Annotated in this window: 26 protein-coding genes; 7 read left to right on the top strand and 19 right to left on the bottom strand. The window is 48.5% G+C overall.

Annotated features, from left to right (window positions below; genetic code table 11):
* Nucleotides 1–13: 13 nt before the first annotated feature.
* Nucleotides 14–1027, bottom strand: coding sequence for a polyprenyl synthetase family protein (locus C504_RS0111180; protein WP_026317412.1), 1014 nt, complete (start codon nt 1025–1027; stop codon nt 14–16).
* A 147-nt stretch (nt 1028–1174) separates the two neighbouring features.
* On the opposite strand from C504_RS0111180, the gene C504_RS0111175 reads away from it, so the two are divergent.
* The 3 genes from C504_RS0111175 (at nt 1175) to C504_RS0111165 (ending at nt 2875) form a co-directional block, all read left to right on the top strand.
* Nucleotides 1175–1411: a putative signal transducing protein gene (locus C504_RS0111175; RefSeq protein WP_018689429.1), complete on the top strand. Its 237-nt coding sequence runs from the start codon at nt 1175–1177 to the stop codon at nt 1409–1411.
* Nucleotides 1411–2178: a tRNA1(Val) (adenine(37)-N6)-methyltransferase gene (locus C504_RS0111170; RefSeq protein WP_018689428.1), complete on the top strand. Its 768-nt coding sequence runs from the start codon at nt 1411–1413 to the stop codon at nt 2176–2178. The genes C504_RS0111175 and C504_RS0111170 overlap by 1 nt, the downstream gene beginning before the upstream one ends.
* Nucleotides 2179–2272: 94 nt before the next feature.
* Nucleotides 2273–2875, top strand: coding sequence for a glutathione S-transferase family protein (locus tag C504_RS0111165; protein WP_018689427.1), 603 nt, complete (start codon nt 2273–2275; stop codon nt 2873–2875).
* Nucleotides 2876–2916: 41 nt separating this feature from the next.
* Here C504_RS0111165 and purD read toward each other — a convergent pair whose 3' ends face one another.
* On the bottom strand, nt 2917–4176 hold the full coding sequence (purD, locus tag C504_RS0111160; protein WP_018689426.1) for a phosphoribosylamine--glycine ligase: 1260 nt from the start codon (nt 4174–4176) through the stop codon (nt 2917–2919).
* 103 nt (nt 4177–4279) lie between these two features.
* Between purD and ubiA the strand changes: the two genes are divergently transcribed.
* A complete protein-coding gene (ubiA, locus tag C504_RS0111155) occupies nt 4280–5242 on the top strand; it encodes a 4-hydroxybenzoate octaprenyltransferase (RefSeq protein ID WP_018689425.1) in 963 nt (320 codons plus the stop codon).
* Between the two features lie 8 nt (nt 5243–5250).
* Here the strand turns inward: ubiA and C504_RS0111150 are convergent, their stop codons facing one another.
* The 3 genes from C504_RS0111150 to C504_RS0111140 form a co-directional block, all read right to left on the bottom strand.
* The gene (locus tag C504_RS0111150) at nt 5251–5814 is read right to left on the bottom strand and encodes a DUF6101 family protein (protein ID WP_018689424.1); all 564 of its coding nucleotides are present in this window, start codon (nt 5812–5814) and stop codon (nt 5251–5253) included.
* Between the two features lie 273 nt (nt 5815–6087).
* On the bottom strand, nt 6088–7497 hold the full coding sequence (locus C504_RS0111145) for an FAD-binding oxidoreductase (RefSeq protein WP_018689423.1): 1410 nt from the start codon (nt 7495–7497) through the stop codon (nt 6088–6090).
* Nucleotides 7490–8479 (bottom strand): L-threonylcarbamoyladenylate synthase, encoded by a 990-nt coding sequence (locus C504_RS0111140; RefSeq protein WP_018689422.1) that lies wholly within the window; start codon nt 8477–8479, stop codon nt 7490–7492. The genes C504_RS0111145 and C504_RS0111140 overlap by 8 nt, the downstream gene beginning before the upstream one ends.
* A 130-nt stretch (nt 8480–8609) precedes the next feature.
* Between C504_RS0111140 and C504_RS0111135 the strand changes: the two genes are divergently transcribed.
* Nucleotides 8610–9011 carry a hypothetical protein gene (locus tag C504_RS0111135; protein WP_018689421.1) on the top strand — a complete coding sequence of 134 codons (402 nt, stop codon included), beginning with the start codon at nt 8610–8612 and terminating at the stop codon, nt 9009–9011.
* A gap of 81 nt (nt 9012–9092) precedes the next feature.
* On the opposite strand, the gene glyS is transcribed toward C504_RS0111135, so the two are convergent.
* From glyS to C504_RS0111095, 8 genes are all read right to left on the bottom strand, one after another.
* Nucleotides 9093–11402 (bottom strand): glycine--tRNA ligase subunit beta, encoded by a 2310-nt coding sequence (gene glyS / locus C504_RS0111130; protein WP_018689420.1) that lies wholly within the window; start codon nt 11400–11402, stop codon nt 9093–9095.
* A gap of 24 nt (nt 11403–11426) precedes the next feature.
* On the bottom strand, nt 11427–11813 hold the full coding sequence (locus C504_RS0111125) for a VOC family protein (protein ID WP_018689419.1): 387 nt from the start codon (nt 11811–11813) through the stop codon (nt 11427–11429).
* The gene (locus C504_RS0111120) at nt 11813–13747 is read right to left on the bottom strand and encodes a DUF2207 domain-containing protein (RefSeq protein ID WP_018689418.1); all 1935 of its coding nucleotides are present in this window, start codon (nt 13745–13747) and stop codon (nt 11813–11815) included. Before C504_RS0111120 ends, C504_RS0111125 begins: the two co-directional genes overlap by 1 nt.
* An 8-nt stretch (nt 13748–13755) precedes the next feature.
* Nucleotides 13756–14325: a LemA family protein gene (locus C504_RS0111115; protein WP_018689417.1), complete on the bottom strand. Its 570-nt coding sequence runs from the start codon at nt 14323–14325 to the stop codon at nt 13756–13758.
* Between the two features lie 390 nt (nt 14326–14715).
* Complete coding sequence (locus tag C504_RS0111110; RefSeq protein ID WP_026317408.1) at nt 14716–15663, bottom strand: glycine--tRNA ligase subunit alpha; 948 nt, start codon at nt 15661–15663, stop codon at nt 14716–14718.
* A gap of 79 nt (nt 15664–15742) precedes the next feature.
* The gene (locus C504_RS0111105; RefSeq protein ID WP_018689415.1) at nt 15743–15943 is read right to left on the bottom strand and encodes a hypothetical protein; all 201 of its coding nucleotides are present in this window, start codon (nt 15941–15943) and stop codon (nt 15743–15745) included.
* Nucleotides 15944–15958: 15 nt separating this feature from the next.
* Nucleotides 15959–16834: a S49 family peptidase gene (locus C504_RS0111100; protein WP_018689414.1), complete on the bottom strand. Its 876-nt coding sequence runs from the start codon at nt 16832–16834 to the stop codon at nt 15959–15961.
* A 102-nt stretch (nt 16835–16936) separates the two neighbouring features.
* Complete coding sequence (locus C504_RS0111095; protein WP_018689413.1) at nt 16937–17989, bottom strand: glycoside hydrolase family 25 protein; 1053 nt, start codon at nt 17987–17989, stop codon at nt 16937–16939.
* Nucleotides 17990–18209: 220 nt separating this feature from the next.
* On the opposite strand from C504_RS0111095, the gene C504_RS0111090 reads away from it, so the two are divergent.
* Together C504_RS0111090 and C504_RS0111085 are read left to right on the top strand one after the other, a co-directional pair.
* On the top strand, nt 18210–19985 hold the full coding sequence (locus C504_RS0111090) for an acyl-CoA dehydrogenase family protein (protein ID WP_018689412.1): 1776 nt from the start codon (nt 18210–18212) through the stop codon (nt 19983–19985).
* A gap of 8 nt (nt 19986–19993) precedes the next feature.
* The gene (locus C504_RS0111085) at nt 19994–20743 is read left to right on the top strand and encodes a crotonase/enoyl-CoA hydratase family protein (RefSeq protein WP_018689411.1); all 750 of its coding nucleotides are present in this window, start codon (nt 19994–19996) and stop codon (nt 20741–20743) included.
* Between the two features lie 14 nt (nt 20744–20757).
* Here the strand turns inward: C504_RS0111085 and C504_RS0111080 are convergent, their stop codons facing one another.
* From C504_RS0111080 to C504_RS0111055, 6 genes are all read right to left on the bottom strand, one after another.
* On the bottom strand, nt 20758–21087 hold the full coding sequence (locus C504_RS0111080; protein WP_018689410.1) for a DMT family transporter: 330 nt from the start codon (nt 21085–21087) through the stop codon (nt 20758–20760).
* Nucleotides 21088–21090: 3 nt separating this feature from the next.
* Complete coding sequence (locus C504_RS0111075; protein ID WP_018689409.1) at nt 21091–22332, bottom strand: class I SAM-dependent RNA methyltransferase; 1242 nt, start codon at nt 22330–22332, stop codon at nt 21091–21093.
* On the bottom strand, nt 22325–23083 hold the full coding sequence (locus C504_RS0111070; RefSeq protein ID WP_018689408.1) for a TlyA family RNA methyltransferase: 759 nt from the start codon (nt 23081–23083) through the stop codon (nt 22325–22327). Before C504_RS0111070 ends, C504_RS0111075 begins: the two co-directional genes overlap by 8 nt.
* Before the next feature lie 47 nt (nt 23084–23130).
* Complete coding sequence (locus C504_RS0111065; protein WP_018689407.1) at nt 23131–23505, bottom strand: hypothetical protein; 375 nt, start codon at nt 23503–23505, stop codon at nt 23131–23133.
* A 127-nt stretch (nt 23506–23632) separates the two neighbouring features.
* Nucleotides 23633–23887 carry an exodeoxyribonuclease VII small subunit gene (locus tag C504_RS0111060; RefSeq protein ID WP_018689406.1) on the bottom strand — a complete coding sequence of 85 codons (255 nt, stop codon included), beginning with the start codon at nt 23885–23887 and terminating at the stop codon, nt 23633–23635.
* Nucleotides 23888–24817, bottom strand: a complete 930-nt coding sequence (locus C504_RS0111055) for a histone deacetylase family protein (protein WP_018689405.1) — start codon at nt 24815–24817, stop codon at nt 23888–23890.
* Nucleotides 24818–24921 lie beyond the last annotated feature (104 nt).

Below are 24921 nucleotides of genomic sequence, written 5' to 3'. Positions count from 1 at the left end.
CGCGCATCTTGGCTTAACTAACGCGCGATATGCAAAATTCAACGACGTCTAGCATTGCATTCTTCATAGGCGACTTTTTGAACGGCCCAAGCGCATCACGCGCTATCGCACCAAAGTGCTTGGCGCGTGTAATTGTGTCGGTTAAGGCAGCATGCTTGACCATCAAGGCGCGAGCATGATCTAGGCGCTCATCTGTGTTATTGTCGCCCTCTAGGCTTTCACGCCAGAAATCGCGTTCTTCATCGTTTCCGCGGCGATATGCGAGAAGAACGGGCAGGGTGATTTTGCCTTCTCGAAAATCATCGCCGACATTTTTGCCAAGATCTTTAGCATTGCCGCCATAATCCAAAACATCATCAACAAGCTGAAATGCAAGGCCAAGATTGGTGCCGTAGGATTTAAGTGCAGCGCGCTCGTCTTTTGGTGAGCCAGCAATAATGGGCCCAACTTCGGCAGCAGCCGAGAACAAAGCGGCTGTTTTGGCATTGATAACCGCCAGATATTCATCTTCGGTCGTGCTGAGGTTCTTGGCGGCAGCAAGCTGCATCACTTCGCCTTCAGCAATAATTGACGCAGCAGATGAAAGCACATCCAGCGCTTCCATTGAGCCAACTTCAACCATCATCTTAAAGGCTTGGCCAAGTAGAAAATCACCGACAAGAACAGAGGCTTGGTTGCCCCAGATCATGCGGGCTGTTGGTTTAGAGCGGCGGCGATCACTCTCATCCACCACATCATCATGCAGCAATGTTGCGGTGTGCATGAATTCAACGCTGGTTGCCAGCTTAACATCGCCGTCGCCTTGATAACCGCATAATTCAGCAGCAGCCAAAGTCAGCATAGGGCGCAGACGTTTGCCGCCAGAAGAGATCAAATGGCGCGCCACTTCTGGGATCATTTCGACATCGGAACCAGCCTTTGAAAGGATCAATGCGTTGACGTTATTCATACCGTCTGCGCAAAGCTCCGTTAGGGCTGTGATGCCATTGTCTTTACGTGACTCATTGAGTGATACGACAACGCCCAACATACTTCTCCTTTGTTGCATAAACACTTTAAAAACTTGCAGGCTTTGGGGCAAGTGGCGAATTGGCGCGGAAGGCATTTGGTTGGACACAAATTATCAGTAATCTGTGATGAGGAGTGTTTTGCAGTTGGGTAAAAAGACGCGTATATGATTCCGATGGAAGAATTACTGCGATCTAACAATTTAATCACCCTATCATTCGTTCAATCGCTCATGCGCGATGCTGAAATCGAATGTTTGTGGGCTGATCAAAATATGAGCACTTTGGAAGGATCTGTGGGGGCAATCCCGCAGCGCATACTTGTGGAAACTGCTAAATTACAAGAAGCGCGTCAGATCATCTTTGAAGTGGGGTTGGAAAAAGAGTTGCGGGATAATGGTTGATGCCTGTGACTGAATTCACAACGGACACTTTTCATCGCGGAAAATTTACACTGGTACAGCCGCAAAAAGGCGGTCATCGTGCAGGTATAGACGCCATGTTACTGGCCGCATGTGTTGCGGATGGCTTTGATGGAGAGCTTGCGGACCTTGGGGCCGGCGCAGGTGCAGCCGGATTGGCTGTGTTGAGCCGCTGCCAGCAAGCACGTGCTTCTCTGTTTGAAATGTCCGATACCATGATCGACTGCGCTCAGCGAACATTGGCGCACAGCGATAATGAAAATTTTGCGGCGCGCACCAAGATATTTAAGGCCGATATAACCGCGAGCGGAGAAATACGTTCACGCTGCGGGCTTGTTCAAAACAGTTTTGATTGGGTCATCGCAAATCCACCATTTAACGAGAGCGATGATCGCCGTTCCCCACATAGTGAGCGCTCTTTCGCACATGTGATGGACGGCAAAACGATTGAGCTATGGTCGCGAACAGCTGCATCAATCGCCAAGCCGAGCGGCTATTTTTCAATAATTGTGCGTCCGCAGTCCATCGGCGAGATTTTGGCCGGTTTTATGGGACGTTTCGGAGCGCTGCGCATAACGCCTGTTCATCCTCGTATGCATGAAGATGCGATTCGTATTTTGGTGACAGGCAAAAAGGGCTCCAAGAAAAAGCTGGAGATGACCGCGCCGCTTATCTTGCATAACGAGGAAGGCCGCGATTTCACGCCGCGTGCTGATGCATTGATAAATGGAGAGCAAACACTTTTTTGATATTTAATATCAGCCAAGCAAACTCTCCTGACAGACGTTGTCAATTAGCCTGTGTTAAGCGGCGCTGTTCGTTTCAACATATGGAGATTTTACAGTGCTCACCCTTTATCATTCACCCAGAACCCGTTCGACCCGCGTGGTCGCTTTGCTTAAAGAACTTAATGCGTTAGACGCGGTAAACATTGAGGTTGTTACGATACCGCGCCAAGATGGAAGCGGCGAACGTGATCCTAAAAATCCACACCATGATGGCAAAGTGCCGTTTCTCATCCATGACGGCGTTGAGATTTGGGAGAGCAGTGCGATCATGCTGTATCTGGCGGATTTGTTTCCTGATGCAGGCTTGAATATCCCGCAGGGCGATGCAAAACGCGGCTCTTATTTGAGTTGGTTTGCTTGGTATTCAGGTGTCATGGAGCCGGTAATGGTATTGGAGGCAGCAAATCTTACGCATCCCTTTATCGAGGCGACATTTCGCGGCGGCATAGAGATGAAAGAACAGCTGATAAAACATCTGACAGACCAGCCGTTTTTAACAGGCAATGAATATACGGCAGCTGATCTGCTCGTCCATTCGCCTTATAGCTGGTTTGGCAAGCCGGGCGATCCTGTCATTGATGCTTGGTTAGACCGCTGTATGGCGCGTCCTGCATCCATTTACGCCACTGAATTTGACAATAAATTGATGTCACAATGACATGATTGATAATCGGGCGATGCGGATACATCGCCCGTATTTTAAAGTGCGCGCCAGCCGATATCGCTACGGTAAAAGCCTTCCGGCCAATTAACAGCTTTAACGCCTTCATAGGCCTTGCTTTGAGCTTCTTTAACCGTGCTGCCAGAGCCACAAACAGCCAGAACACGCCCGCCATTTGCGATCAAAGCGCCGTCTTTTAGAGCTGTGCCTGCATGAAAAATTTTCACGCTGCTGATTGCGCTTACTGTTTCAAGATCAATTTTTGATCCCTTTTGCGGCGTAGCAGGATAATTAGGTGCACACATAACAACAGTAAGAGTCGTATCATCGCTCCATTTAAGTTTAGCATCGGTCAGATCATTATCCGCAGATGCTTTGAGCAATGGTAAGAGATCGCTTTGAAGACGAAGCATTAAAACTTCACATTCCGGATCACCAAAGCGGACATTATATTCGATGAGTTTTGGACCATCCTTTGTCACCATAATGCCGCAGAACAACACACCTGAGAATGGATTACCCATTTCAGCCATGCCGTGCATCGTTGGCTCGATGATCCGTTTCATCACATCAGCTTGCATTTCAGCATCAAACAGCGGAGCAGGGGAATAAGCGCCCATTCCGCCAGTGTTTGGCCCTGTATCACCTTCACCGACGCGCTTGTGGTCCTGCGCTGATGTCATCGGAACTGCAAGTTTTCCATCACAAAGGCAGAAAAAGCTAATTTCCGGCCCTTCTAAATATTCTTCAACAACAACTTCAGCGCCCGCTTCACCAAATGCGCCTTCAAAGCAATCGTCGATAGCATCCATGGCCTCAGCCATCGTCATCGCAACGGTTACGCCTTTGCCAGCCGCTAAACCGTCCGCTTTAATAACAATCGGTGCGCCCTGTGCTCGAATATAGGCTTTTGCCTTTGGTGCATTATTAAAGCGCTGATAGGCCGCTGTCGGAATATTGTATTTTTCGCAAAGATCTTTGGTGAAACCTTTGGAGCCTTCTAATTGTGAGGCTGCTTGTGACGGGCCAAACACTGAAATATTGGCCGCGCGCAAACTATCAGCGATGCCGTCAACCAACGGTGCTTCCGGCCCAACAATGACGAGTGAAATGCTCTGCAGTCGGCAGAAATCAATAACAGCCTGATGATTGCTTATATCAAGAGCAACATTGGTTGCCTCATCATCAATGCCGGGATTGCCCGGTGCGCAGAACAGTGTTCCAAGTAGGGGAGATTGTGCGAGTTTCCATGCCAAGGCATGTTCACGCCCGCCAGAACCGATCAAAAGCACATTCATCATCACTCTCCTGTGTTTAAAAGTCTGGCTAAGCGCTGCAGTGCCGCAGGTCAATATCTCAGGCGCCACTTGACCTTTTGTCCACGCCTTGTAACTCAATAATATGGATTCGATTCAATCACATGATGCGCAAGGGCGTGTAGCAGACGCGCCTTCGGGACACTGGACCTATAAATTGCTGCCACGCAGTGCGTGGCCGTTTGCTCAGCTTGCCAGATGGGACCGCCCGATCGGGTGGTGGTTGCTGCTTTGGCCGTGTTGGTGGTCCGCAGCATTGGCACCGCTTGCGATTGGTATGAGTGAAACGGCAATTCTGCCAAACATTTGGCATCTGGTTTTGTTTCTCATTGGCGCAGTAGCCATGCGCGGCGCTGGCTGCACATATAATGACCTCATAGATCAGAAAATTGACGATCAAGTTGCACGTACACGCTCGCGGCCTTTACCTTCTGGCCAAGTATCGCGCTTACAGGCGAAAACATTTCTGGTGGGGCAAGCTCTGGTCGGACTGTTAGTCCTGCTGCAATTTAATAATTACGCGATAATTGTTGGTTTTTGTTCACTCGGCGCGGTTGCTATTTATCCCTTTATGAAACGCGTGACCGATTGGCCGCAGCTGTTTCTTGGATTTGCGTTCTCATGGGGCGCATTTATGGGGTGGGCTGCTTATTTTGGAGCGCTAACGATAACGCCGTTTCTTCTATATATCGGCTGCATCTTTTGGACGATTGGCTATGACACGATTTATGCCCATCAAGATAAAGAAGATGACGCATTGGTTGGCGTTCGCTCAACAGCACGTCTGTTCGGAGAGAAAACCAAACGTGCACTTGTCATTCTTTATTCATTGATGCTGATATTTTTCGCAGCCGCTTTTTATACCGCAGGCGCATCGTGGATCGCTTATATCGGTCTTGTTGCGGCGGCGATTCATCTCGCGCGTCAGATCATTGTGATTGACATTGATAATGGGGATCAGTGTTTAGCCTTGTTTAAATCCAACACCATTGTCGGTTGGATCATCTTTGCAGGCTTGATAGCGGCAGGTATTTCTGCCGCCATCTGATTGATACATTAGTTGCGGGCAATAATTTCTTTGCCGTCAACCATGAGACGCACACCCAGATTGCCAAGACGGCGACGCGCAGTATAGCGCGGACGATCTTCAGCAAACATCGCATTGTGGCCGTGCCCATTGGGATCATTGATTACTGCGTTAGCAGCGCTTTCTTCGAGTGTACGTGCAACACCGTCTGCATCAATAATCATCATTGGAAGCTTCAACAGCTCCGCCCATAGCTGCCAGTCGGTTGCAATATCTGCAAGCTCATGGCCAACCCGCAACGGAACGCACAGCGCTTCATCTTCGTGCAGTAGCTCAAGGGTTACGAGAGCTGTATCCGGCCCTGTTTCCGTTGCGCGTGCTGCAACACCGCGAAATGAGTTGTTCGGCAATGCGATATTGAAATCAGCAAGATCGGTTTCGCTGCTGTGCTTCAATACGGCACCGCGTTTATTGACCGTAATCTCAACCGCTTTACCACTTATGCGTGATGCATAAGACACCTGCTGTGGTAGCCGTGTTGGATCAAGTCTAAATTCTTGGCCGGCCCAAACCGGTTGCGCAACTGTTGACATGTTTGACATCTCGCCTGTCTTCTTCAAGAGCGCGGGCTTTTGCCTCTTTGCTCTTCTCACTAAAAAGTCCCTGTAAACGGATGGTCTTTGCCATCTCGTCAAAAACCAAATTAGTGGAAAGACGACAAAATGGACCTAACAGACAGAGTTAAGAAAATACTGCTTTTAGAGATGGTTACCGCTTTTCTACCAGCTGTAACGAAATGGTAGGAGAAGTATCGAATAGGTTAAATTACGTATCCGATACGTCTCAACAGGGGTAGAACTGTGCCGTTATATGACTTTATTCGGATTCATAATGCCTGCCGGATCGAAGTTTGCTTTGATGCGGCGCATGAGATCGAGAGCGACAGGGTCTTTTACTTCGGCTAACTCGTCCCGTTTCATCTGGCCGATACCGTGCTCGGCAGAAATTGAACCATTATAGTTTAACACAAGCGCATGAACCGCAGGCGTGATGACCGCGTCCATAGCCAGAAATTCCTGTTTGTCCGCTCCGACAGGTTGGGAAATATTATAATGCAGGTTTCCATCACCCAAATGACCAAAGGCGCAAATGCGTGCATTGGGCTCAATCGCCAGAACAGCTTTTTCTGCATCTTGCATGAAGGATGGGATTGCATGAACCGGCACAGAAATGTCGTGCTTGATGGAACCGCCTTCTGGTTTCTGGCTTTCCGACATCGCTTCACGCAAATGCCAAAACTCTTTTGATTGTGAAACAGAGGCTGCAACAGCACCATCAATAACGATACCGGCTTCCATTTGGTTTTCTAGCAAGTTCTCAAGCAATGATTGCGCATGTGCTTCGCTCTCGCCAGATGAAACTTCAATCAACACATACCAAGGGTAGGGCTCAGTCAGCGGATCGCGAACGCCGTCTACATGTTTGCTGGTAAATTCCACACCAAGGCGCGGCATCAATTCAAAAGCTGTAAGTGACTGGCCAGCAAAATCGCGTGCTGCTTGAAAAAGCTCCAATGCAGCTGCAGGCGTTTCCAAAGCCAAAAATGCAGTAACCTGACCTTTAGGCTTAGGGAACAATTTTAAGACGGCCGCGGTGATGATGCCGAGTGTGCCTTCAGCGCCAATAAAGAGATGCCGCAGATTATAACCGGTATTGTCTTTTTTCAGTGCATTCAAATCGTTCAAGATTTCGCCGGTGGGTAAGACGACTTCCAATCCCAAAACCAAATCGCGCGCAACACCATAAGCAAGCGCACCAGTGCCACCTGCATTAGAGGATAGATTGCCGCCAATTTGGCATGAGCCTTGAGCGCCAAGTGAAAGCGGGAAAAGCCTTCCAGCATCATCGGCAGCTTCTTGAACGGATTGCAAAATGCAGCCAGCTTCAACAGTAATCGTGTTGCCTGCGGTGTCTATATTGCGCACCTTGTTCATGCGGCCAGTCGCTAAAATAATCGCGTCGCCGCTCATATCCGGCATGCCGCCGCCAACAAGTCCAGTGTGGCCACCCTGCGGTACAACCGGTGTTTTTGTTGCTGTTGCCAGTGCGAGAATTTGGCTAACTTCTTGCGTGTTCGCAGGCAGTAAAACGAGGTCGCTTTTACCTTCCCAGCGGTCGCGCCATTCGTGCAAATAAGGGGCAATATCATCTTGGCTTACGCGGGCATTTTTTGCGCCTACAATTGCGATAAATTTTTCGCGTAAATTCTCATTCATGGTCACTATCCCTTGGCGCTGCTGCGCGCTTTAGTCTGTCATTAATGGCAACGCCAATACCACTCATTGTGATTGGCTCAACGGCTATTTTTGCGATGCCTGAATTGTCCAATTCAGACATCATTGAAAACAGGTTTGCCGCAGCTTCAATCAAATCACCAGAAGGAGATAGATTTAACATTGTCACAGCTTTATCAGCGCCGTTAATACGGTGAGGGCCAAATGCTAGAAGAGCCTCGTCTTCAAGTAATTTCTCAGCATTTAAGCGCATCAGCGCGTTGGGAGCATAGTGCGATGCCATCATGCCGGGCGCTTGAATCGATGCATTGGCTTCTGCTTCTAACAGATTCAAATGACTCATCTTTTGAAGGTCACTTAAAGTAATGCCTCCGGGGCGCAAAATCGTGGCGGTGCCAGCGAACACTTTAACAATTGTGCTTTCAAGTCCAACAGCACATGGACCGTCATCGAGTATTAAATCAACTTTATTACCCAAACTTTGATAGACAGCGAGCGCCGTTGTCGGGCTGATTTTACCGGATGAGTTGGCGCTTGGTGCTGCAAGCGGCTTGCCATATTGCGCGATCAATTCTGCCGTTAATCCCTTGGGAAAACGCAGACCAATTGTATCTAATCCGGCTGTCACTAAGGGGTGAATTTTTGTGTCTTTTTTAAGCGGCAGAACCAAGGTCAATGGCCCTGGCCAAAACGCTTTTGCAAGGGCCAAAGAAGCCGCGTCAAAAACAGCATATTCTTGTGCCATCTCAAGGCTCGAAACATGGCAGATAAGCGGGTTAAATTGCGGCCTGCCTTTGGCTGAAAATATGCCTGCAACAGCTTCGCCATTGGTGGCATCAGCGGCAAGGCCGTAAACGGTTTCTGTTGGCACAGCGACAAGCCCGCCATTGCCAAGAATAGCTAGTGCGCGCGCCATCGCTTCACTTGTGGCGGGTAAAATTCTATCGCTGTTTTCGTGTTTCATAACGGCGTTCTAACGCGCAAATGACAACACAGCAACGCTCGTTTTTTAAGGTCAGATTAACCAGCTTTTCAAACCGGACGTACACAGGTTTTTGTTATTGTTGCGTCAAATGTAAATACGGGGAACTGATATGAACACATTATATAAGACATTGTTCGCGGCTTCTGCGCTAACAACTGCAAGTGCAATTCCAGCTTCGGCTGACTATTCTTTGATGGAAGATACGTCGCTACCATCTGTCATCTTTGTTGAGTTTAGCGGCGATGCTGCAGAGCCAGTCGTGATTAAAGCACCATCAAACAGCGCGTCAATTATGGACCCAGCGCTGCCAGTGGTAACGAGTGAACCGGCTCGTTCGCAAGGCAATACACAGGCGACGCTTGGAGGCCCTGCAAAGAAATCTAAATCTGTTGATGAGCGCGTCGAAGATGCAATCGCTGATTTAGAAAAGAAAAGCGACAAAGATTTTGAAGACGAGATCATCAAAGACGCTGTTGAAGAAAAAATATTTGAAGGCGCAGCACTGCGCTAAAATCAGCCGAGCTTAGACGAGCTTAAAAGAAAACCCGCACTGCGAAAGCGATGCGGGTTTTTTGTCGTTTAGATTAAGAGATTATCCAGCGATTTTTGAAAAGTCCGCCAGCTTCTGCGTCGTGGCGCGTAGCGATGCCAGAAGCCGCAAACGGTTGATGCGCACAGCTGCATCGTCTGCATTGACCATCACACCATCAAAGAAGGCATCAACACTTGGGCGAAGCTGCGCCAAAATTGCAAATGCACCTTCATAATCTTCTGCTTTGATACAGTGGTCAACATCGTCGCGAACGGCAAGAATTGTATCTGATAAATCTTTCTCAGCTTGGTCAGTCAACAGGGCTTGATCGATGTCTTGATCAAATGTGCCTTCGCCGTCTTTCTTCTCTTCAGCGCTAAGAATATTGAGCGCACGCTTTATGCCAGCCAGCATGTTCGCGCCATCTTCGCTTGTCAGCAGTTTGCCCAGCGCTTCAACACGGCGCACAACAAGCAGCAGATCATCGTCGCCTTCAGAAAGCACCGCATCAATCAGATCATGCCGCGCACCCTTGTCACGCAAATAGACTTTGAGGCGGTCGTGGAAGAAGGAGAGGAGCTCGTCGCAAGCTGTAAGAAGATCATATGGAAATGATGAAGGCTCTGTTGGTGTCTCGCTAAGCATGAACTCTATTTTTTGTCTTTTCGACATATGCTTCATCGACTTCTCACGCATTAATGCATGAGAGGAACGCTCTTGCATATTCTTCTCATCAAAGCGATCAACTAATAACTTGGTTATAGGAAGCATAGTGTCAGCAATTACTTTAACTAGCTCTAATCGAATACCATTCTCAATCAATATCCGTATAACACCCAGTGCCGCACGGCGTAGCGCATAGGGGTCTTTTGAACCTGTCGGCTTCTCATCAATCGCCCAGAACGCGACCAATGTGTCCAGCTTATCAGCCAGCGCGACGGCAATCGCCACCGGATCACTTGGCACGGCATCAGACGGGCCTTGCGGCTTGTAGTGATCTTCAATTGCAGCAGATACAGCTTTGCTTTCGCCTTGCAATTCAGCGTAGCGGCGACCCATTGCGCCCTGCAATTCAGGAAATTCGCCAACAGCTTCTGTCGGCAGGTCAGCTTTAGCCAAATGCGCGGCGCGTTTAGCCTCTTGAGGGTCTGCACCAACGATGGGTGCAAGTTCTTCAGCCAATGCTGCAATACGCGCAACACGTTCGCCTTGCGTGCCGATTTTGGCATGGAATGTCACGCCAAGATTATCAAGCTTAGCCATGCGCTGGTCGAGCGGCTTTTTAAGATCAAGGCCAAACTTTTCAGCCGAAGCTTTAAGCTGCGCGAGGTCTGGCAGGTCACCTTGGTCTGTTTTCCAGAAATGCAATGCATCGGAAAGACGCGCACGCACTACCTTGCCATTACCGTGTGAAATTTCCGCGCCGCCATCTTTGGCTGCAATGTTCGAAACCAGAATGAACTTGTTGGTCAGCTTGTCAGAGCCTTGAGCGCGGCAAACAAAGCATTTCTGGTTTGTTTTAATCGTCAGGCGCGTCACATCATCGGGAATTTGCAAGAAATCTTCTTCAAACTCACCCATGAGCACGACAGGCCATTCAACAAGGCCGGAAACTTCATCCAGTAGGCCTTCATCTTCTACAAGATCAATGCCATTGGCGAAGGCGAGATTTTTCGCATCATTAGCGATAATTTCTTTGCGGCGCTCGCCATCCAATATCACAAAGCTCTTCTCAAGCTTTGCAACATAATCATCAAAACGGCGCACGGTGAATTCTTCGCCTGCGTGAAACCTATGTCCGCGTGTGGTGTTGCCGGATTTAATGCCTGCAACTTCAAAGTCGATCACTTCCGGCTCTTCGGTTTCTGGCCCGAATGTACATAGGATTGATTGTAGCGGGCGAACCCAGCGCAAGGAACCAGGGGTTGCCGACTGTGCGCCCCAACGCATTGATTTTGGCCAAGGGAAATCACGGATAATGCCGGGCATAATCTCCGCGATAATTTCTTGGGCGTTGCGTCCTTCTTTTTTGATGATCGCAACATAGAAATCACCCTTTTTAGGGTCGTTCTTGATTGTTGCTTCTTCAATAGAAGAAAGGCCTGCACCGCGCAAAAAGCCTTCAATTGCTTTTTCTGGCGCGTCTGTGCGTGGGCCTTTACGCTCTTCTGAAATATCCGCTGATCGTGCCGTTAGACCGCGCAGGTCGAGGGTCAGGCGGCGCGGGGTCCAATATTCTTTTGCACCCTCATAGGTAAGCCCTGCGTCCACCAATGCGTTGGTGACGCGCGCACGCAAATCGCCAGCGGCTTTGCGCTGCATACGGGCAGGAATTTCTTCTGAAAACAGTTCAAGCAATAAATCAGGCATTATCAGTCCAGATAGTTTGGGCCTTTAGTTCAAATCTTGACCAAAGGCGATGTCATGCCCGTCGAGGTCTTGAATACCGAACTCCAAAACTCCGTAAGGCTTTTCATGCAGCGTGTAGTCTATCTTGGCGCCGTTGGCTATAAACTCTTGATAAATTGATTGCACATCGTCCACCCAAAAATAGCTATTCCAAATGCCGCCGCCAACTTCCCAATTGGGCTTGTTGGTATGATCAGGGGCGTGGGAGAGCATGATGCGAATATTATCGCGCTCCATAATCGCAAAATTTGGCGGCTCGCCCCATATGTGAGCCGTAAATCCGAGGCAATTTTCCCAGTAATCGACGCTTTTTTTAAAGTCGCGCACAAGCAAAACACATGCTGTGCCAAGCATTTTTGCTTTGTCAGGCATTACCAGCCGCCACCACCGCCGCCACCACCACCGCCGCCGGATGAGCCGCCACCACCAGAAAAGCCTGATGATGAACTTTTAGGCGCAGGCAGAGAGGACGTCATCGTGTTCGACATGTCGTCGCCGATTTTACCAAACGTGTCACTGATGCGGTCTGTGGAAAAGTCTGTACCATTATACCAGCCCGGACCACGGTTGCTATAAGCAACAGCCGCCGCAGCACCAGCTGCAACAGCCGCCGCAAGCCAGCCTTGAAATGCTTTTGACCATGGTTTTTCAACACCCAATGCCACGGCATAAGGCAGCAATGTTTCATAATGCTGAGGAGACATTTCTGGTGAGTTGAGCATATTCATGCGATCTTCTTCGGCCACGGACAAATAATGTTTTAACCCCTCGATCTCGCCAGCGTGTTTTTGGCCAATTTGCGTTGGAGCGCCCAATAGGTGGAAAAACAAGATATTGACCATGATGATCGTTACAAGCGCCAAGATCAAAGACATCGGCAGGCTTATAAAGTCCCACTGGCTGATGAGAACGCCGCCAATATTGCCCACGATGGCGACAATAAAGAACAGGGTGAAAACCTTGCGCACTTTGCTCCATAGGCCGCTGCCTGATGATTTGGTCAGGCTAACAATAAGCGATGTTGTTACCGTGCCAATCATAATTGCAGGAACAAGAACAACGATAACTTCTTCATCAAAGCCGCCAAGCGCCAATGCGAGAATGAAAACACAAATGGAAAGAAAAATTCCAAGAACAGCATAACCTAAGTTTTGCTTGAAGAATTTACCGCGGTGTTCGCTTTCCATGCCGCTTCGAAACGCGGAAGCCATTTTTTGGACCGCTGGCCCGTTACTTTTGTTGATTTTAAATGTGCCGCCAGCCATTTTAATGCGCGATAATAAAAGCGCTTCACCAACCGGAAGCTTATCGCTCGCATTTTTACCCGTTTGGGTAATCGTCAATGTGTCGTTGGCATTATCCAGTGTCACAATGCCTTTTACGGCAAGAGACAAGGCGGCCGCAGATAAGGCAGTAAAGCCCTGCTTCTTGAGGCTATGGTGATGAATGTAGTGGGATAAAGCCGGCGATATTTCTTTTGGCAGGTCCCACCGTGGAACGATTGTTCCTTTGGCTGGATCACGCCCAACACGCAGCCACATCAACATGTAATATAGAAAGATTACAGCAAGCCCGACAAAGGCAATGATCTCGCTGATATAATCTTGCAAGAAAAACCGCATTTCTTGCTGCTGTGTTAGTTCTGGGATCAGACCTTTTTGAAACTTGATAGCAGCTGTAAGGCCTTCGCGTGGCCTCAAGGGTTGTGTTGTTTCAAAACGTGCAGAGCGGCCGTTTGATGTGATTACCGCACGAGCGTTTTTACCTTGTTCACCGAACGAGCCAGTGAAGAAAATACTATCTGCGATTTTACCGCCTTCAGGCAGGGTAATCGTAGCGCGCGCTTTATCGATGGGGAATGCCCACTGTGTACCCGTGGCATTCCAATAGACTTCATCATGAGTTTCAAAACGCCTTAATTGACGTGTTGTCCTATATTTTATCTCATAGGTGTGGCGACCATGCGGCAGAAAATGATCTGCATTGCCAATGCGTATATTTAAGGCGCGCGATCCTTTTTCGACGGTTGAGGGCTCCGGATTGCCGTTTCGGGTAACAGATATAAGCTCAAACCCGACCTTATGTTCGCGGTCATTGTCATCTGCGAACACCGTTGGAAAATCTCGAAAAATCCCGCGCCTTATTTGATTGCCTTCTGCATTCACAGTGATGGTTTCTGTTACTAAAAACGCACCATCTTTCTCGACGATGATATCCGAGTTGTAGCTAAGAATGCGTTCAGAAGCGCTTGCTGGAAGTGCAGCACCCAGCAAAGCAATGAAGCTCAGGACGAGAAAACGGCGCATTAGAAAACCTATTTGCTAAAATCAACAGTCGGCACGGCGCGGTCGCTGGCATCTTCCAACTCGAAATAAGCAGCTTGGGTGAAGCCGAAATTATTTGCGACCAGATTTGACGGGAAGCTTTCGACCTTAATGTTAAGATCACGCGCAGAGCCGTTGTAATAGCGCCGCGACATCTGGATTTCACGTTCAATTGTCTCAAGCGTGTCCTGCAGATCTTTGAAATTTTCATTGGCTTTCAGATCAGGATAGGCTTCTGCAACAGCAAACAGTTTGCCAAGTGCTTGGCTCAGCATGCCTTCGGCCGCGGCTCTGCCCGCGATATCGCCAGCAGGAACTGCTTGGGCGCGAGTACGCATTTCAGTTACTTCGCGCAGTGTGTCTTGTTCGTGGTCTGCGTAACCTTTTACCGTGTTGAGAAGATTGGGAATAAGATCTGCACGGCGCTTGAGCTGCACGTCAATGCCACTCCATGCTTCTTGCACCATCTGGCGCAAACGAACGAGACCATTATAAATAATGATCGCATAAGCTACTAAGGCTACAACGATAATAAGCGTAATTGTGCCACCACTAAACATGACTTTCCCCTCGAATTTTAACAATACAAGGAAAGTAAACAGCTAAGCACGCGATGTCACGTGCTTTCAGCTGTTGCGTGTATAACTGCACAGCGCTTTCATGGGCATAAATATGAACACCCCGCACTGGTCGTTTTGCGCGGGGTGTCCCGCCCTTCAAACCGGCGAGGGGATGCCAGCTTTCGGGGCATGCCTCGGTAACGACTAATGCGCCTATTGGTGATTAGACATTAGAGGGTGCACCATGTGAACGCGCAAACGCCCAAATGTTTCCATGGCCTTCAAACACAATAAGTTGATGGGGTTGATGCACTGGCGATTAAGCGTTGTTTGTCTATGCCGCGCACCTTGTGGGGTAGCGCAGCACGATAAGATAAAAGCGCTATACTTTTATAGCGTTGCGCCGCCAGCGTCTGTTTTGAGAAATGCTTCGCCGCAGGCTTTTGACAGGTCGCGTACTTTTAAAATGTAGCTCTGGCGCTCAGTAACCGAAATAACGCCGCGCGCATCAAGCAGGTTAAAGACATGAGATGCTTTGATACATTGGTCATAGGCAGGGAACACGCATTTATGTAGCGCAGCATCAGAGCCTTCTGCAGGTGCACCAGCTGCGAGCAACGCCACACATTCTTTCTCTGCATCTTTAAAATGTTGAAGCAAAATTTCTGTGTTGGCGTATTCAAAGTTGTGGCGAGAATATTCTTGCTCTGCCTGCAGAAACACGTCGCCATAGGTGATTTTTTCATCACCTTCCATGCCGTTGAAGTTCAAGTCATAGACATTGTCCACGCCTTGAACATACATCGCAAGACGTTCCAAGCCATATGTCAATTCACCGGCGACAGGTGAACATTCAACGCCGCAAACCTGTTGGAAATAGGTGAACTGCGATACTTCCATGCCATCGCACCAACATTCCCAGCCCAAGCCCCAAGCACCAAGCGTTGGGCTTTCCCAGTCATCTTCCACAAAACGAATATCATGGAGGAGGGGATCAATGCCGATTGCCTTGAGAGAGCCAAGGTAAAGCTCCTGCAGATTAGGCGGTGATGGCTTCAAAATAACTTGGTATTGATAGTAATGCTGCAAACGGTTTGGGTTTTCGCCGTAACGACCATCTGTCGGACGCCGCGAAGGCTGCACATAAGCAGCTTTCCAAGGTTTAGGTCCTAATGAGCGCAAAGTTGTTGCTGGGTGAAACGTACCAGCGCCGACTTCCATATCGTAGGGTTGAAGAATCGCACACCCATATTGGGCCCAATAATTATGGAGCGTTAATATCAATCCCTGAAATGAACGGGATGGATGAGTAGGGTCAATTTTTGTATGCGCGGTCATTTTGTTCTGCCGTTGGCCTGATTTTTAACCGAAGTCGCATGCGACACGCCAAGCGTCAAGATGCGAAGCGTCTGCTAGGTTATTTCTGAAGCTCATCTTCACGCATAGGACGGTATTCACCCGTCTCAGGATCTTCGATCAATGTGCCATGCGCTTGGTTGGCCTGTTCCTTTTCTGCACGCCTGACGCTTTTTGAAACGCGCTCAGCTTCATTCAGAAACTTTTTATAGCCCCAAATGCCGACGGCAGCAGCCGCTGCTAGGAGTAAAAGTTGAGGCATTTTTGGTCTCCCAATCTAAAGGCCGAGCCTGCTCCAATAACCACGCTCATCAAGCTTATGCATAGCGCCTTCTAGCATATCTGCTGAGAGTTGCGCAGTATTAACACCTGAAAAAAGTGACGCTGTTGCAGAAGGTTGACGACGGCCGAAAAGACCGCGCTGTGGTGTAATGAGTTTTAGTTCAGTTTTAGGGCCAAAGCGTGCTTTCAAGAATGAACGCATATCGCCGATTTCGTCGACAAGGCCAAGCTCTTTTGCTTTTTGGCCAGCCCAAAAGCGGCCAGTAAAAATGTCCGGATTGTCGCTCAATTTGTCTGCTCTGCGGCTTTTGACAAGGTCAATAAAGACATCATGGATTTCAAGCTGAAGCTCTTTGATACGCTCAATGTCTTCTTTTTTAGCAGGCTGAAACGGGTCGAGTGTCGATTTGTTTTGCCCAGCGGTATAAACGCGGCGCTCAATGCCGAGCTTGTCAATTGCTTCTACAAAGCCAAAACCAGATGAAATAACGCCGATCGAGCCAATGATAGATGAAGGATCAGCGATAATTTCATCGCCAGCAACCGCAATCATATAGCCGCCAGATGCCGCCGCATCCTCAGTGAAAACGAGAACTTTCTTATTATGTTCTTCGGCAAGATCGCGGATACGGCGGAAAATCAAACGCGACTGTACGGGCGAGCCACCTGGTGAGTTAACCGAGATCGCAACGGCTGGCGCTTCTTTGTTCTTGAAAGCCTTTTCCAGCATCTCTGCGCAGCTCGCAAGCGATAGGGCAGGATTAAACGCATTACCACCTGCGGATATCACGCCTTTTAACCGAACCACTGGAACAACAGGGTTTGTTTTACGAAATTTCGCTGGAATAAGCTTTTTAAGCACTTTTTTCACGTTTTATAGCCTCTTGGGTTGCTCTCACTCACATGTAAGCAGCAATCAAGGCAACGCAATAGTCGGGACGTAGAAATCGATATCTACGCCCGAAATATGAACTCAATAGAGGTCGTTAATGGGCGCAGGCTTAGTAGACGCTGTCACTGTATTATCAACGTTAAGAGGTGGAACTTCTGCTCCACGTGCTTTAGCCAGCTCGCGATGGGCCAAATAAAGCTTTTGATCATTTGAAGACGATGCGGCGATGTTTTCTTCGGCTTTTGAGGAGCTCTCTGCTGGCAGCGAAGCCATGAATGGTTCTTCTGCGCTATCTGGCTCTATAACTTCTTTGAGTTGATCCATTGGCCATGCTGCATGCAGCTCTTCCACTGTCATATCGACGACATTAATGTCGATATCATCATTTGTACCATTTACGCGGTAAGGACATTTTTTCGCCGAGCAATTTATTTGCGCTTGAAACTGCCAGATGTCGTATTTTTCCCAATGCCCTTTTGGAAAATGAGTGCCGATATCTGGCTTATAACGCGCATACCAAAGCGGTAGACGTGATAAAATTTCGTACTTTTCACGGTTGTTGGCAATATATTGCGCTGTGCTTCCATTGGTATAAAGCATCGGCCATCGGCCAAGTCTGCGATAAATGTAACGTGCAAAAATTTCAGCATCGTCAAGAGACATCCATTTTTCTGGATCATTATCCTCGATATCGATGACAATAGCTTCGTCTTCAGTCGGTTCGGCGTAATCCAAGAAATGACGGGCCTGATCGAGCGGATTGCCTGATCGTGCCAAATGATATGCACCCCATTTCAGGCCTGATTTTTTAGCTAGAGCGCGGCGCGTGTGATAAAGTTCCCGCGCGATTGAATAACGACGCCATTTCTCGACACAAAGGCTTTTAACCGCCTTGTCGCCCGTGCATCGATAAGGTGCGGGCAAGCCGTCAGAGGCTTTGTGAATAAAAGCTGCAACCCGTTTGTTGGTCGCTATTTGCTTTATGTTGATTTGGTTGAACTCATAACCATCTAAAATAAGCGCACGGTTTTTGTTGCGCCACGCTTGGTTAAATTCAGAAGCGAAAACAGAGGCTGCACTAAACGTCATGATTGCAGCGACAAAACTACCGCAGATAAAATTTGAAAGACCCAATGCTTCTGCTCCAACAATAGCTTTAATCCTTCATGGTGGCGATTTATAGTTAACAAACATATAATGCTAGGGGTTTATCGAATGCTGCTAAAGCCACACTTTGTTGAACTCGACTGAATTCTTAGATGAGAACACTTGGATAAAATTTTGTAATATGCGATTGGATAATTGACGTTTACGTAAAAAGCAGTTAGCGAATTCTGAGTGGAGGAAAAAGCCAATGTATCGTGCACCCGTTGATGAAATAGCGCATGCGATTAAACATGTTGCAGGTCTGTCCAATGCGATTGAAAGCGGACAAGCTGGTGAGCTTAGCGAAGATCTTGTTGATGCTATTCTAGAAGAAGCTGGAAAGTTCGCGACCGATCAGATCGCACCATTATTGATGGTTGGTGACCAGCATGGCTCTAAGTTGGCTAATGACGCTGTTACCACGCCGCCAGGTTGGAAAGAACTGTACCAGAGCTGGATAGCCGGTGGCTGGAACGCGCTTTCTGGCCCAGAGGAATATGGTGGGCAAAATCTGCCGTCCACACTTGCAATGGCTGCAACTGAAATGTGGAACTCCGGTTCCATGGCTTTTGGTCTTTGTCCAATGTTGACGATGGGGGCAATCGAGGCTTTTGAAGCGCATGCGAGCGATGAATTAAAAGCTGTTTATTTTGAAAAGCTGATATCGGGTGAGTGGACAGGGTCAATGAACCTGACAGAGCCGCAAGCAGGATCAGATCTTGCAGCGCTTAAATCACGTGCAGAGCCGCAAGGTGATGGTACTTACCGGATATTTGGGCAAAAAATATTCATCACCTATGGTGAGCACGATATGACAGATAATATCGTGCATCTTGTTTTGGCGCGTCTGCCCGATGCGCCTGCTGGAACGCGCGGTATCTCGCTCTTTGCCGTGCCTAAGTTCTTGGTCAATGACGATGGCTCTTTAGGCGAACGCAATGACGCATTTTGCAGTGGCCTTGAACATAAATTAGGTGTTCATGCCTCGCCAACATGCACAATGATTTATGGTGATGGCAAATTTGGCGACAAGCCCGGTGCTATAGGCTGGCTGATCGGTGAGGAAAATCGCGGCTTAAATTGCATGTTCACAATGATGAACAATGCGCGCCTTGCTGTTGGCGTGCAGGGTGTTGCGATTGCAGAGGCGGCTACGCAAAAGGCGATAGCTTTTGCCAATGAGCGCAAGCAAGGTAAAGCACCATCATGGGATGGTGAAGGCATGGCGCCAATCGTTTTACATCCTGATATTCAGCGCAATCTTTTGACCATGAAAGCGCTGACGCAAGCCGCGCGCGCCATTTGCTATTCGTGTGCACATGCGCTTGATTTGGCAAAAATTGGCTCAGATGAAGATAAGAAATTTTGGTCAGAACGCGCAAGTTTATTGACGCCGATTGCCAAAGCATATTCGACGGATATTGGCTCAGAGGTCGCGTCAATAGGCGTACAGGTGCATGGCGGCATGGGCTTTATCGAAGAAACTGGCGCTGCAATCTTCATGCGTGATGCACGTATTGCGCAAATTTATGAAGGCACGAACGGCATTCAAGCGATTGACCTTGTTCAGCGAAAATTGCCTCTTTCTGAAGGGCAATGCGTTTCAGCATATTTTGACGAACTTGATGGAATTTTAGAACAGCTACGCGCGTCTAATGAACCTGCCTTTGGTAATTCTAGCGCTGTTTTGTCAGAAGCAATGGAAGCGCTAAAGTCTGCAACAAATTGGTTAAACACAAAGTCTAAAGCTGGTGAAACCCAGCATGTTTTAGCGGCCGCGACACCCTATCAAACATTGTTTGGTTTGGTTGCAGGCGGCATCTATCTTGCTAAATCGGCGCTTGCAGTGCCAGATGCAAAAGATCGCGCAGCGCTTTGTCGGTTCTTTGCGGAAAACCATGCAAATGGTGCTGCCGCACTTAAAAACCGCGTAGAGCAGGGCGCTGACAGTTTTGAAGCAGCTGCTGCTTCACTTGTAGATTGAGGATTATTATGAGCGACCACATATTAGTATCGACACAAGGTGCGGTGCAGACAATTCGCTTTAATCGGCCAGACAAAAAGAACGCCATTACCCGCGACATGTATGCGCAAATGACGGCTGCTTTATCAGTTGGTGAAGCTGATGATGCGATACGGTGCCATGTTATATTGGGAACACCCGGCGCTTTTTCTTCTGGTAATGATCTGCAAGACTTTATGGCATTTGCTGCATCGGGCGATATGGGAACAGAAGTTTTCGACTTTCTGAATTGCATGGCAAGCTTGAAAAAACCGTTTGTTTCCGGTGTCGATGGACTGGCGATTGGCATTGGCACGACAATCCATATGCATTGCGATTTGACATTTGCGACGCCGCAATCGGTTTTCAAAACACCCTTCGTGGATTTGGGACTGGTGCCTGAGGCGGCCTCCAGCCTGCTTGCGCCTGTCATTATGGGGCATCAACGTGCCTACGCATTATTGGCTATGGGCGAAGCGCTTAAAGCGCAACAAGCGCTGGATGCTGGCTTGATTTATAAAGTTGTTGAGGCCGATGTTTTAGAAAGCATGGTTGCGGAAACAGCTGAGAAGCTTGCCGCGCGTGCACCGCAAGCCATGGCTCATGCCAAACGGCTTATGCGTCCAGACGTTGAAACCGTCAAAGCGCGGATATTAGAAGAAGGCAAACTGTTTGCTGCGCAGCTTAAATCACAAGAAGCGCAAGCTGCTTTCATGGCTTTCATGACCCGCAAAAAGTAGTTTTTTTGTCGAAATTAGTGTGCGGTTGTGTTTGAAAAAACATTGAGCACAATCACACCGATTACGATGAGACTAATGCCAATTATTCCGGCTATATCGAGCTTTTGACCAAAGGCAACAAGGCCAATAAGCGCAATAATTGCGACACCAGCACCGGACCAAATCGCATAGGCAATACCGACGGGAATAGTCTTTAATACAAGCGCAAGAAAATAAAATGCGACACCATAGCCAATCACGGCGATAACGCTCGACCCTAGATTGGTAAATCCGTTTGAAGCTTTCAGCGCAGTTGTGCCGATAATCTCTCCCGTGATCGCTATCGCCAAAAAAAGCCAGTGCATGAATTATCCTTTTCCGCGAACAAGCAGAGCAACTGCCTCAACATGCGGAGACCATAAAAACTGATCCAGCGGTGTGACAGATTGCAAAGTGTAGCCGCCATCAATTAAGATGCGAAGATCGCGTGCCAGCGTCGTCGGATTACATGAGACAGCCGCGATGCGCTTAACTTTTGATTTGGCCAGTTCTTTGGCTTGCATTTCAGCGCCAGCCCGCGGCGGGTCAAACACAGCGCCTTGCGTTTTCATCAATTCCAATTCTTTGGCCATGAATGGACGGTGATGCAGGTCGCGCTTTTCTGTTTTGAGTGGCTTTAAACCTTTGCCTGCAGCCTCGCGCCATGCGCGATCAAGCGCATTAAGTGCTGCTGCTTCTCCTTCTGCCGCAACGACAGAGCCGATGCGCGCCAGCGGAAGTGTGAATGTGCCACTACCGGAAAAGATGTCTGCAATGCGTTTGCACTTCGCTAAATGGTCACAGACGAGCTGAACCATAACATCTTCAATTGTTTGTACAGCTTGCACAAATCCGCCCGCTGGTGGTGCAACATCAAACCCTGAAAGGCTCAGCATCGGCCGGTTATTTTCAATGATTGTTTCACCATTGACTGTAACGCGTGCTAATTTTGTTTTTACAGCGAATGCACTAATGGCACGGCGATCATTGTCTTTCAGTTTGTAATCGCCCGAAACGCTCACATCAAAGCCCGTTCTGGTATCAAGAACAGTAAAGCTTGCTGTTTTGCCGCGTGGCTGAAAGGTTTTTGCCAGTTGGCCAATGGTTTGGGTTGCGCCCGCCAAACGTTCTGTAATGACGTGGCATTCTTCGATCGCAACGACATGGTTTGACCCAGCGCGCTGAAATCCAACATCAACACCTTCATCTTTCACGACTACTGAAAAAACAGCGCGGCGACGAGAATTTGGTTCGCAAGTGACCATTGGCTGAAGGTCAATATGAATGCCTTCCTGTGAGAGCGCATCTGAAACCAAAGATGCTTTCCACGCGCTATAGGCAGCCATATCCAAGTGCTGCATCTTGCAGCCACCACAGTCGCCAAAATGCTTGCAGACTGGTGTGACATGCAAATCGCTTTTGATCTGCCATGTGCGAACAGAGGCGCGACCTTTTTCAACATTGGCTTCGACCACGTCGCCCGGCAATGCACCCGGTACAAAAACACCATTGGCAGCGATACCGTCGCCAAGCGCTCCAAGCGATTTTACTTCAAGTGTCTGACTAGCCATCTTTTCGTCCTGTCAAAAGATATTCCTGATTGCCATCGCCGCCAGCGATCGGCGATGCGATGATGCCGGTGGTGCGCCAACCTTGTAGCGAACCAAGCCAAGCTTCCAAATCCTTAGATGCTGTTTCGCCCAGTTCAGGCGTAACAATGCCGCCTTTGCCAACATTTTCGCGCCCAACCTCAAATTGCGGTTTGACCAAAAGAATACAGAGCGCACCAGTCGCTGCCAATTCAAGGGCAGGCGGTAAAGCAAGTTTGAGTGAGATAAAGCTCACATCTGAAACGATGATGTCTGGTAAATGATCGCCAAGATGTTGTTCTTCAAGATCACGGGCATTGAGGCCTTCAAAAACAGTGACGCGCTCATCAGCTCTTAAAGTCTCATCCAATTGATCATGGCCGACATCAAGCGCAATCACGTGCGCAGCGCCACGTTCGAGCAATACTTGCGTAAATCCACCGGTCGATGCGCCAACATCAAGACAATTCTTGTCTGCCGGATCAATTTTAAAGTGATCTAATGCTGCAACCAGTTTCAAAGCTGCGCGCGATACATAATGTTGGGCTGGATCATCAATACGAATGTCAGCCTTTGGGTGAACGAGCACCGAGGCTTTTTTCGCGAGCTTTCCATCAACAAAGATGGTGCCGCGTTTAATTGCATCAAGCGCGCGACTACGACTTGTGAAGTGTTTCAATTCGACAAGCAGGTTGTCGAGCCGGATATGATCTGTGGTGTCTGTATATGCCATAAGCGACTAGTGGCAGACGCCGCTAGTCGATGGCAAGTAAATTACGCTCAGTTTTGAATTATGATACCATCATAAACGATACGCACGGAACGTGGCTCATAGCTGGCATAAACAAAATCACCGTTTTTTGGTTGCTCGGGAAGAAAGCTAACCGGCTTGATTAGCTTCATGCCTTCTTGTTCAAGCGTGTCAGTGATACGTTTTTGCTTGATATCTTGTGATGTCACAAACATAGGCGTTTCATGTGGCTCAAATCCAGAGCGCAATTCGCCTAGCTTTTCAGCGACATGTGTCGCAATTTTTCGTGCGAGCGTTTCGTCATATTTAGGTTCAGCCTTGGCTGCTGTGCTAGATAGTACAGCAATCGTCAAAGCGCCCCAAATTGACAATCCGACGCTTTTAGTAGCGTTCTTGAAAGTCATTATACCAATCCCCTTACTCGAGGATTGGTCTACATGGCTCAGGTTATTTTCACGCAAAGAAACGGGGCTAAAAAAATCTGAAAACTTTCGGTTATCAGAAGCCTAACAGCGCCCGTGAATAAACATTTTAGCCGTCAAGAGGTTCGGTGCCATTGGCTTGTCCGTCGCGGCCAGCTTTAATCTTTTCGATTTTCATTTCAGCAGACTTGAGAAGCGCATCACAGCGGTTGCGCAAAGCTTCGCCGCGCTCATAAATCGTAATGCTTTCTTCGAGTTCCACATCGCCGCGTTCTAAGCGGTCAACAATGCCTTCAAGCTCTTTCAGTGCACGTTCAAAGGAAAGTGTATAAGGGTCTATAGTTTGTTGTTGTTGGTCGCTCATTTAGCCTCGCATCATTCTGTGTATGTGGGCAGCGCCAGAAACAGCTAACCCTTCTAAATCATATCCGCCTTCCAGAACACTGATAAGGCGATTGGAGCAAAATCGGTCGGCGAGCTCCATCATACGCCCTGTTGCCCAATCAAAGTCTTCATCGTCAAGATTAAGCTGCGCAAGTGGATCACGGTAATGGGCATCAAAGCCTGCGGAAATGATAATGAGATCCGGCTCAAAATTTTGTACCGCAGGCATAACGCGATCTTTGAAAGCCGCTCGAAACTTATCACCGCCATCGCCAGCATTAAGTGGCGCATTACAAATTGTGTTCTTTGAGCCGGTTTCGCCTTTTGCACCAGTGCCGGGATAGAGCGGCATTTGGTGGGTAGAGCAGTAAAGAACTGTCGGGTCATCCCAGAATATATCTTGTGTACCGTTGCCGTGGTGAACATCCCAATCAATGATCGCTACACGTTCTACGTCGTGCTTTTTCTGAGCGTGACGTGCGGCAATAGCAACATTGTTAAACAGACAAAAACCCATAGCGGTGTTTTTCTCTGCATGGTGGCCAGGTGGGCGCGATGCAACAAACACATTGTCAGCAGCGCCAGAAAAAACATCATCTACGGCGGCCATAGACGCACCAACACCATGCATTGCAGCGTTTAGGCTTTGAGGGCAAACAACGGTATCGGCATCGATGCGGGCAATACCTTCTTCAGGTATCTGAGCTTTTACACGAAGCAAAAATTCTTCAGGGTGCGCCAGAAGTATTGCACTTTCATCAGCAATGGGCGCTTGTTGGCGATCTAATGTGTCGAATTGTTCGGCCGTTAGTGCCGTTTCAAGCGCACGCAAACGATCCACGCGCTCGGGGTGACCGGGCGGCGTGACGTGTTCTTTGAAAATGTCGTGCTCATAATAACGCGTAACCATAATTGCTACATAGCGTATTTTTAGCGCGAGGGAACCAGTTCGTTAAACTCTTTCCACCGCTCTCTACTAAGCAATCACGCATCACTCTCATTCTGTTAAAATGA

This window comes from Ahrensia kielensis DSM 5890 (assembly GCF_000374465.1).
In the GTDB taxonomy this organism is placed as follows: Bacteria; Pseudomonadota; Alphaproteobacteria; order Rhizobiales; family Rhizobiaceae; genus Ahrensia; species Ahrensia kielensis.
This window is presented reverse-complemented; position numbering and strand designations above follow the sequence as displayed.

What these genes read in the sequence shown, in the direction of transcription:
- C504_RS0111135 (WP_018689421.1), top strand. Translation starts at nt 8,610, where the DNA reads ATGAACACATTATATAAGACATTGTTCGCGGCTTCTGCGCTAACAACT.
- ubiA (WP_018689425.1), top strand. Translation starts at nt 4,280, where the DNA reads ATGGATTCGATTCAATCACATGATGCGCAAGGGCGTGTAGCAGACGCG.
- glyS (WP_018689420.1), bottom strand. Translation starts at nt 11,402, where the DNA reads ATGCCTGATTTATTGCTTGAACTGTTTTCAGAAGAAATTCCTGCCCGT.
- C504_RS0111140 (WP_018689422.1), bottom strand. Translation starts at nt 8,479, where the DNA reads ATGAAACACGAAAACAGCGATAGAATTTTACCCGCCACAAGTGAAGCG.
- purD (WP_018689426.1), bottom strand. Translation starts at nt 4,176, where the DNA reads ATGAATGTGCTTTTGATCGGTTCTGGCGGGCGTGAACATGCCTTGGCA.
- C504_RS0111065 (WP_018689407.1), bottom strand. Translation starts at nt 23,505, where the DNA reads ATGACTTTCAAGAACGCTACTAAAAGCGTCGGATTGTCAATTTGGGGC.
- C504_RS0111060 (WP_018689406.1), bottom strand. Translation starts at nt 23,887, where the DNA reads ATGAGCGACCAACAACAACAAACTATAGACCCTTATACACTTTCCTTT.
- C504_RS0111125 (WP_018689419.1), bottom strand. Translation starts at nt 11,813, where the DNA reads ATGCCTGACAAAGCAAAAATGCTTGGCACAGCATGTGTTTTGCTTGTG.
- C504_RS0111175 (WP_018689429.1), top strand. Translation starts at nt 1,175, where the DNA reads ATGATTCCGATGGAAGAATTACTGCGATCTAACAATTTAATCACCCTA.
- C504_RS0111080 (WP_018689410.1), bottom strand. Translation starts at nt 21,087, where the DNA reads ATGCACTGGCTTTTTTTGGCGATAGCGATCACGGGAGAGATTATCGGC.
- C504_RS0111170 (WP_018689428.1), top strand. Translation starts at nt 1,411, where the DNA reads ATGCCTGTGACTGAATTCACAACGGACACTTTTCATCGCGGAAAATTT.
- C504_RS0111085 (WP_018689411.1), top strand. Translation starts at nt 19,994, where the DNA reads ATGAGCGACCACATATTAGTATCGACACAAGGTGCGGTGCAGACAATT.
- C504_RS0111145 (WP_018689423.1), bottom strand. Translation starts at nt 7,497, where the DNA reads ATGAATGAGAATTTACGCGAAAAATTTATCGCAATTGTAGGCGCAAAA.
- C504_RS0111110 (WP_026317408.1), bottom strand. Translation starts at nt 15,663, where the DNA reads ATGACCGCGCATACAAAAATTGACCCTACTCATCCATCCCGTTCATTT.
- C504_RS0111075 (WP_018689409.1), bottom strand. Translation starts at nt 22,332, where the DNA reads ATGGCTAGTCAGACACTTGAAGTAAAATCGCTTGGAGCGCTTGGCGAC.
- C504_RS0111070 (WP_018689408.1), bottom strand. Translation starts at nt 23,083, where the DNA reads ATGGCATATACAGACACCACAGATCATATCCGGCTCGACAACCTGCTT.
- C504_RS0111090 (WP_018689412.1), top strand. Translation starts at nt 18,210, where the DNA reads ATGTATCGTGCACCCGTTGATGAAATAGCGCATGCGATTAAACATGTT.
- C504_RS0111120 (WP_018689418.1), bottom strand. Translation starts at nt 13,747, where the DNA reads ATGCGCCGTTTTCTCGTCCTGAGCTTCATTGCTTTGCTGGGTGCTGCA.
- C504_RS0111055 (WP_018689405.1), bottom strand. Translation starts at nt 24,817, where the DNA reads ATGGTTACGCGTTATTATGAGCACGACATTTTCAAAGAACACGTCACG.
- C504_RS0111150 (WP_018689424.1), bottom strand. Translation starts at nt 5,814, where the DNA reads ATGTCAACAGTTGCGCAACCGGTTTGGGCCGGCCAAGAATTTAGACTT.
- C504_RS0111115 (WP_018689417.1), bottom strand. Translation starts at nt 14,325, where the DNA reads ATGTTTAGTGGTGGCACAATTACGCTTATTATCGTTGTAGCCTTAGTA.
- C504_RS0111105 (WP_018689415.1), bottom strand. Translation starts at nt 15,943, where the DNA reads ATGCCTCAACTTTTACTCCTAGCAGCGGCTGCTGCCGTCGGCATTTGG.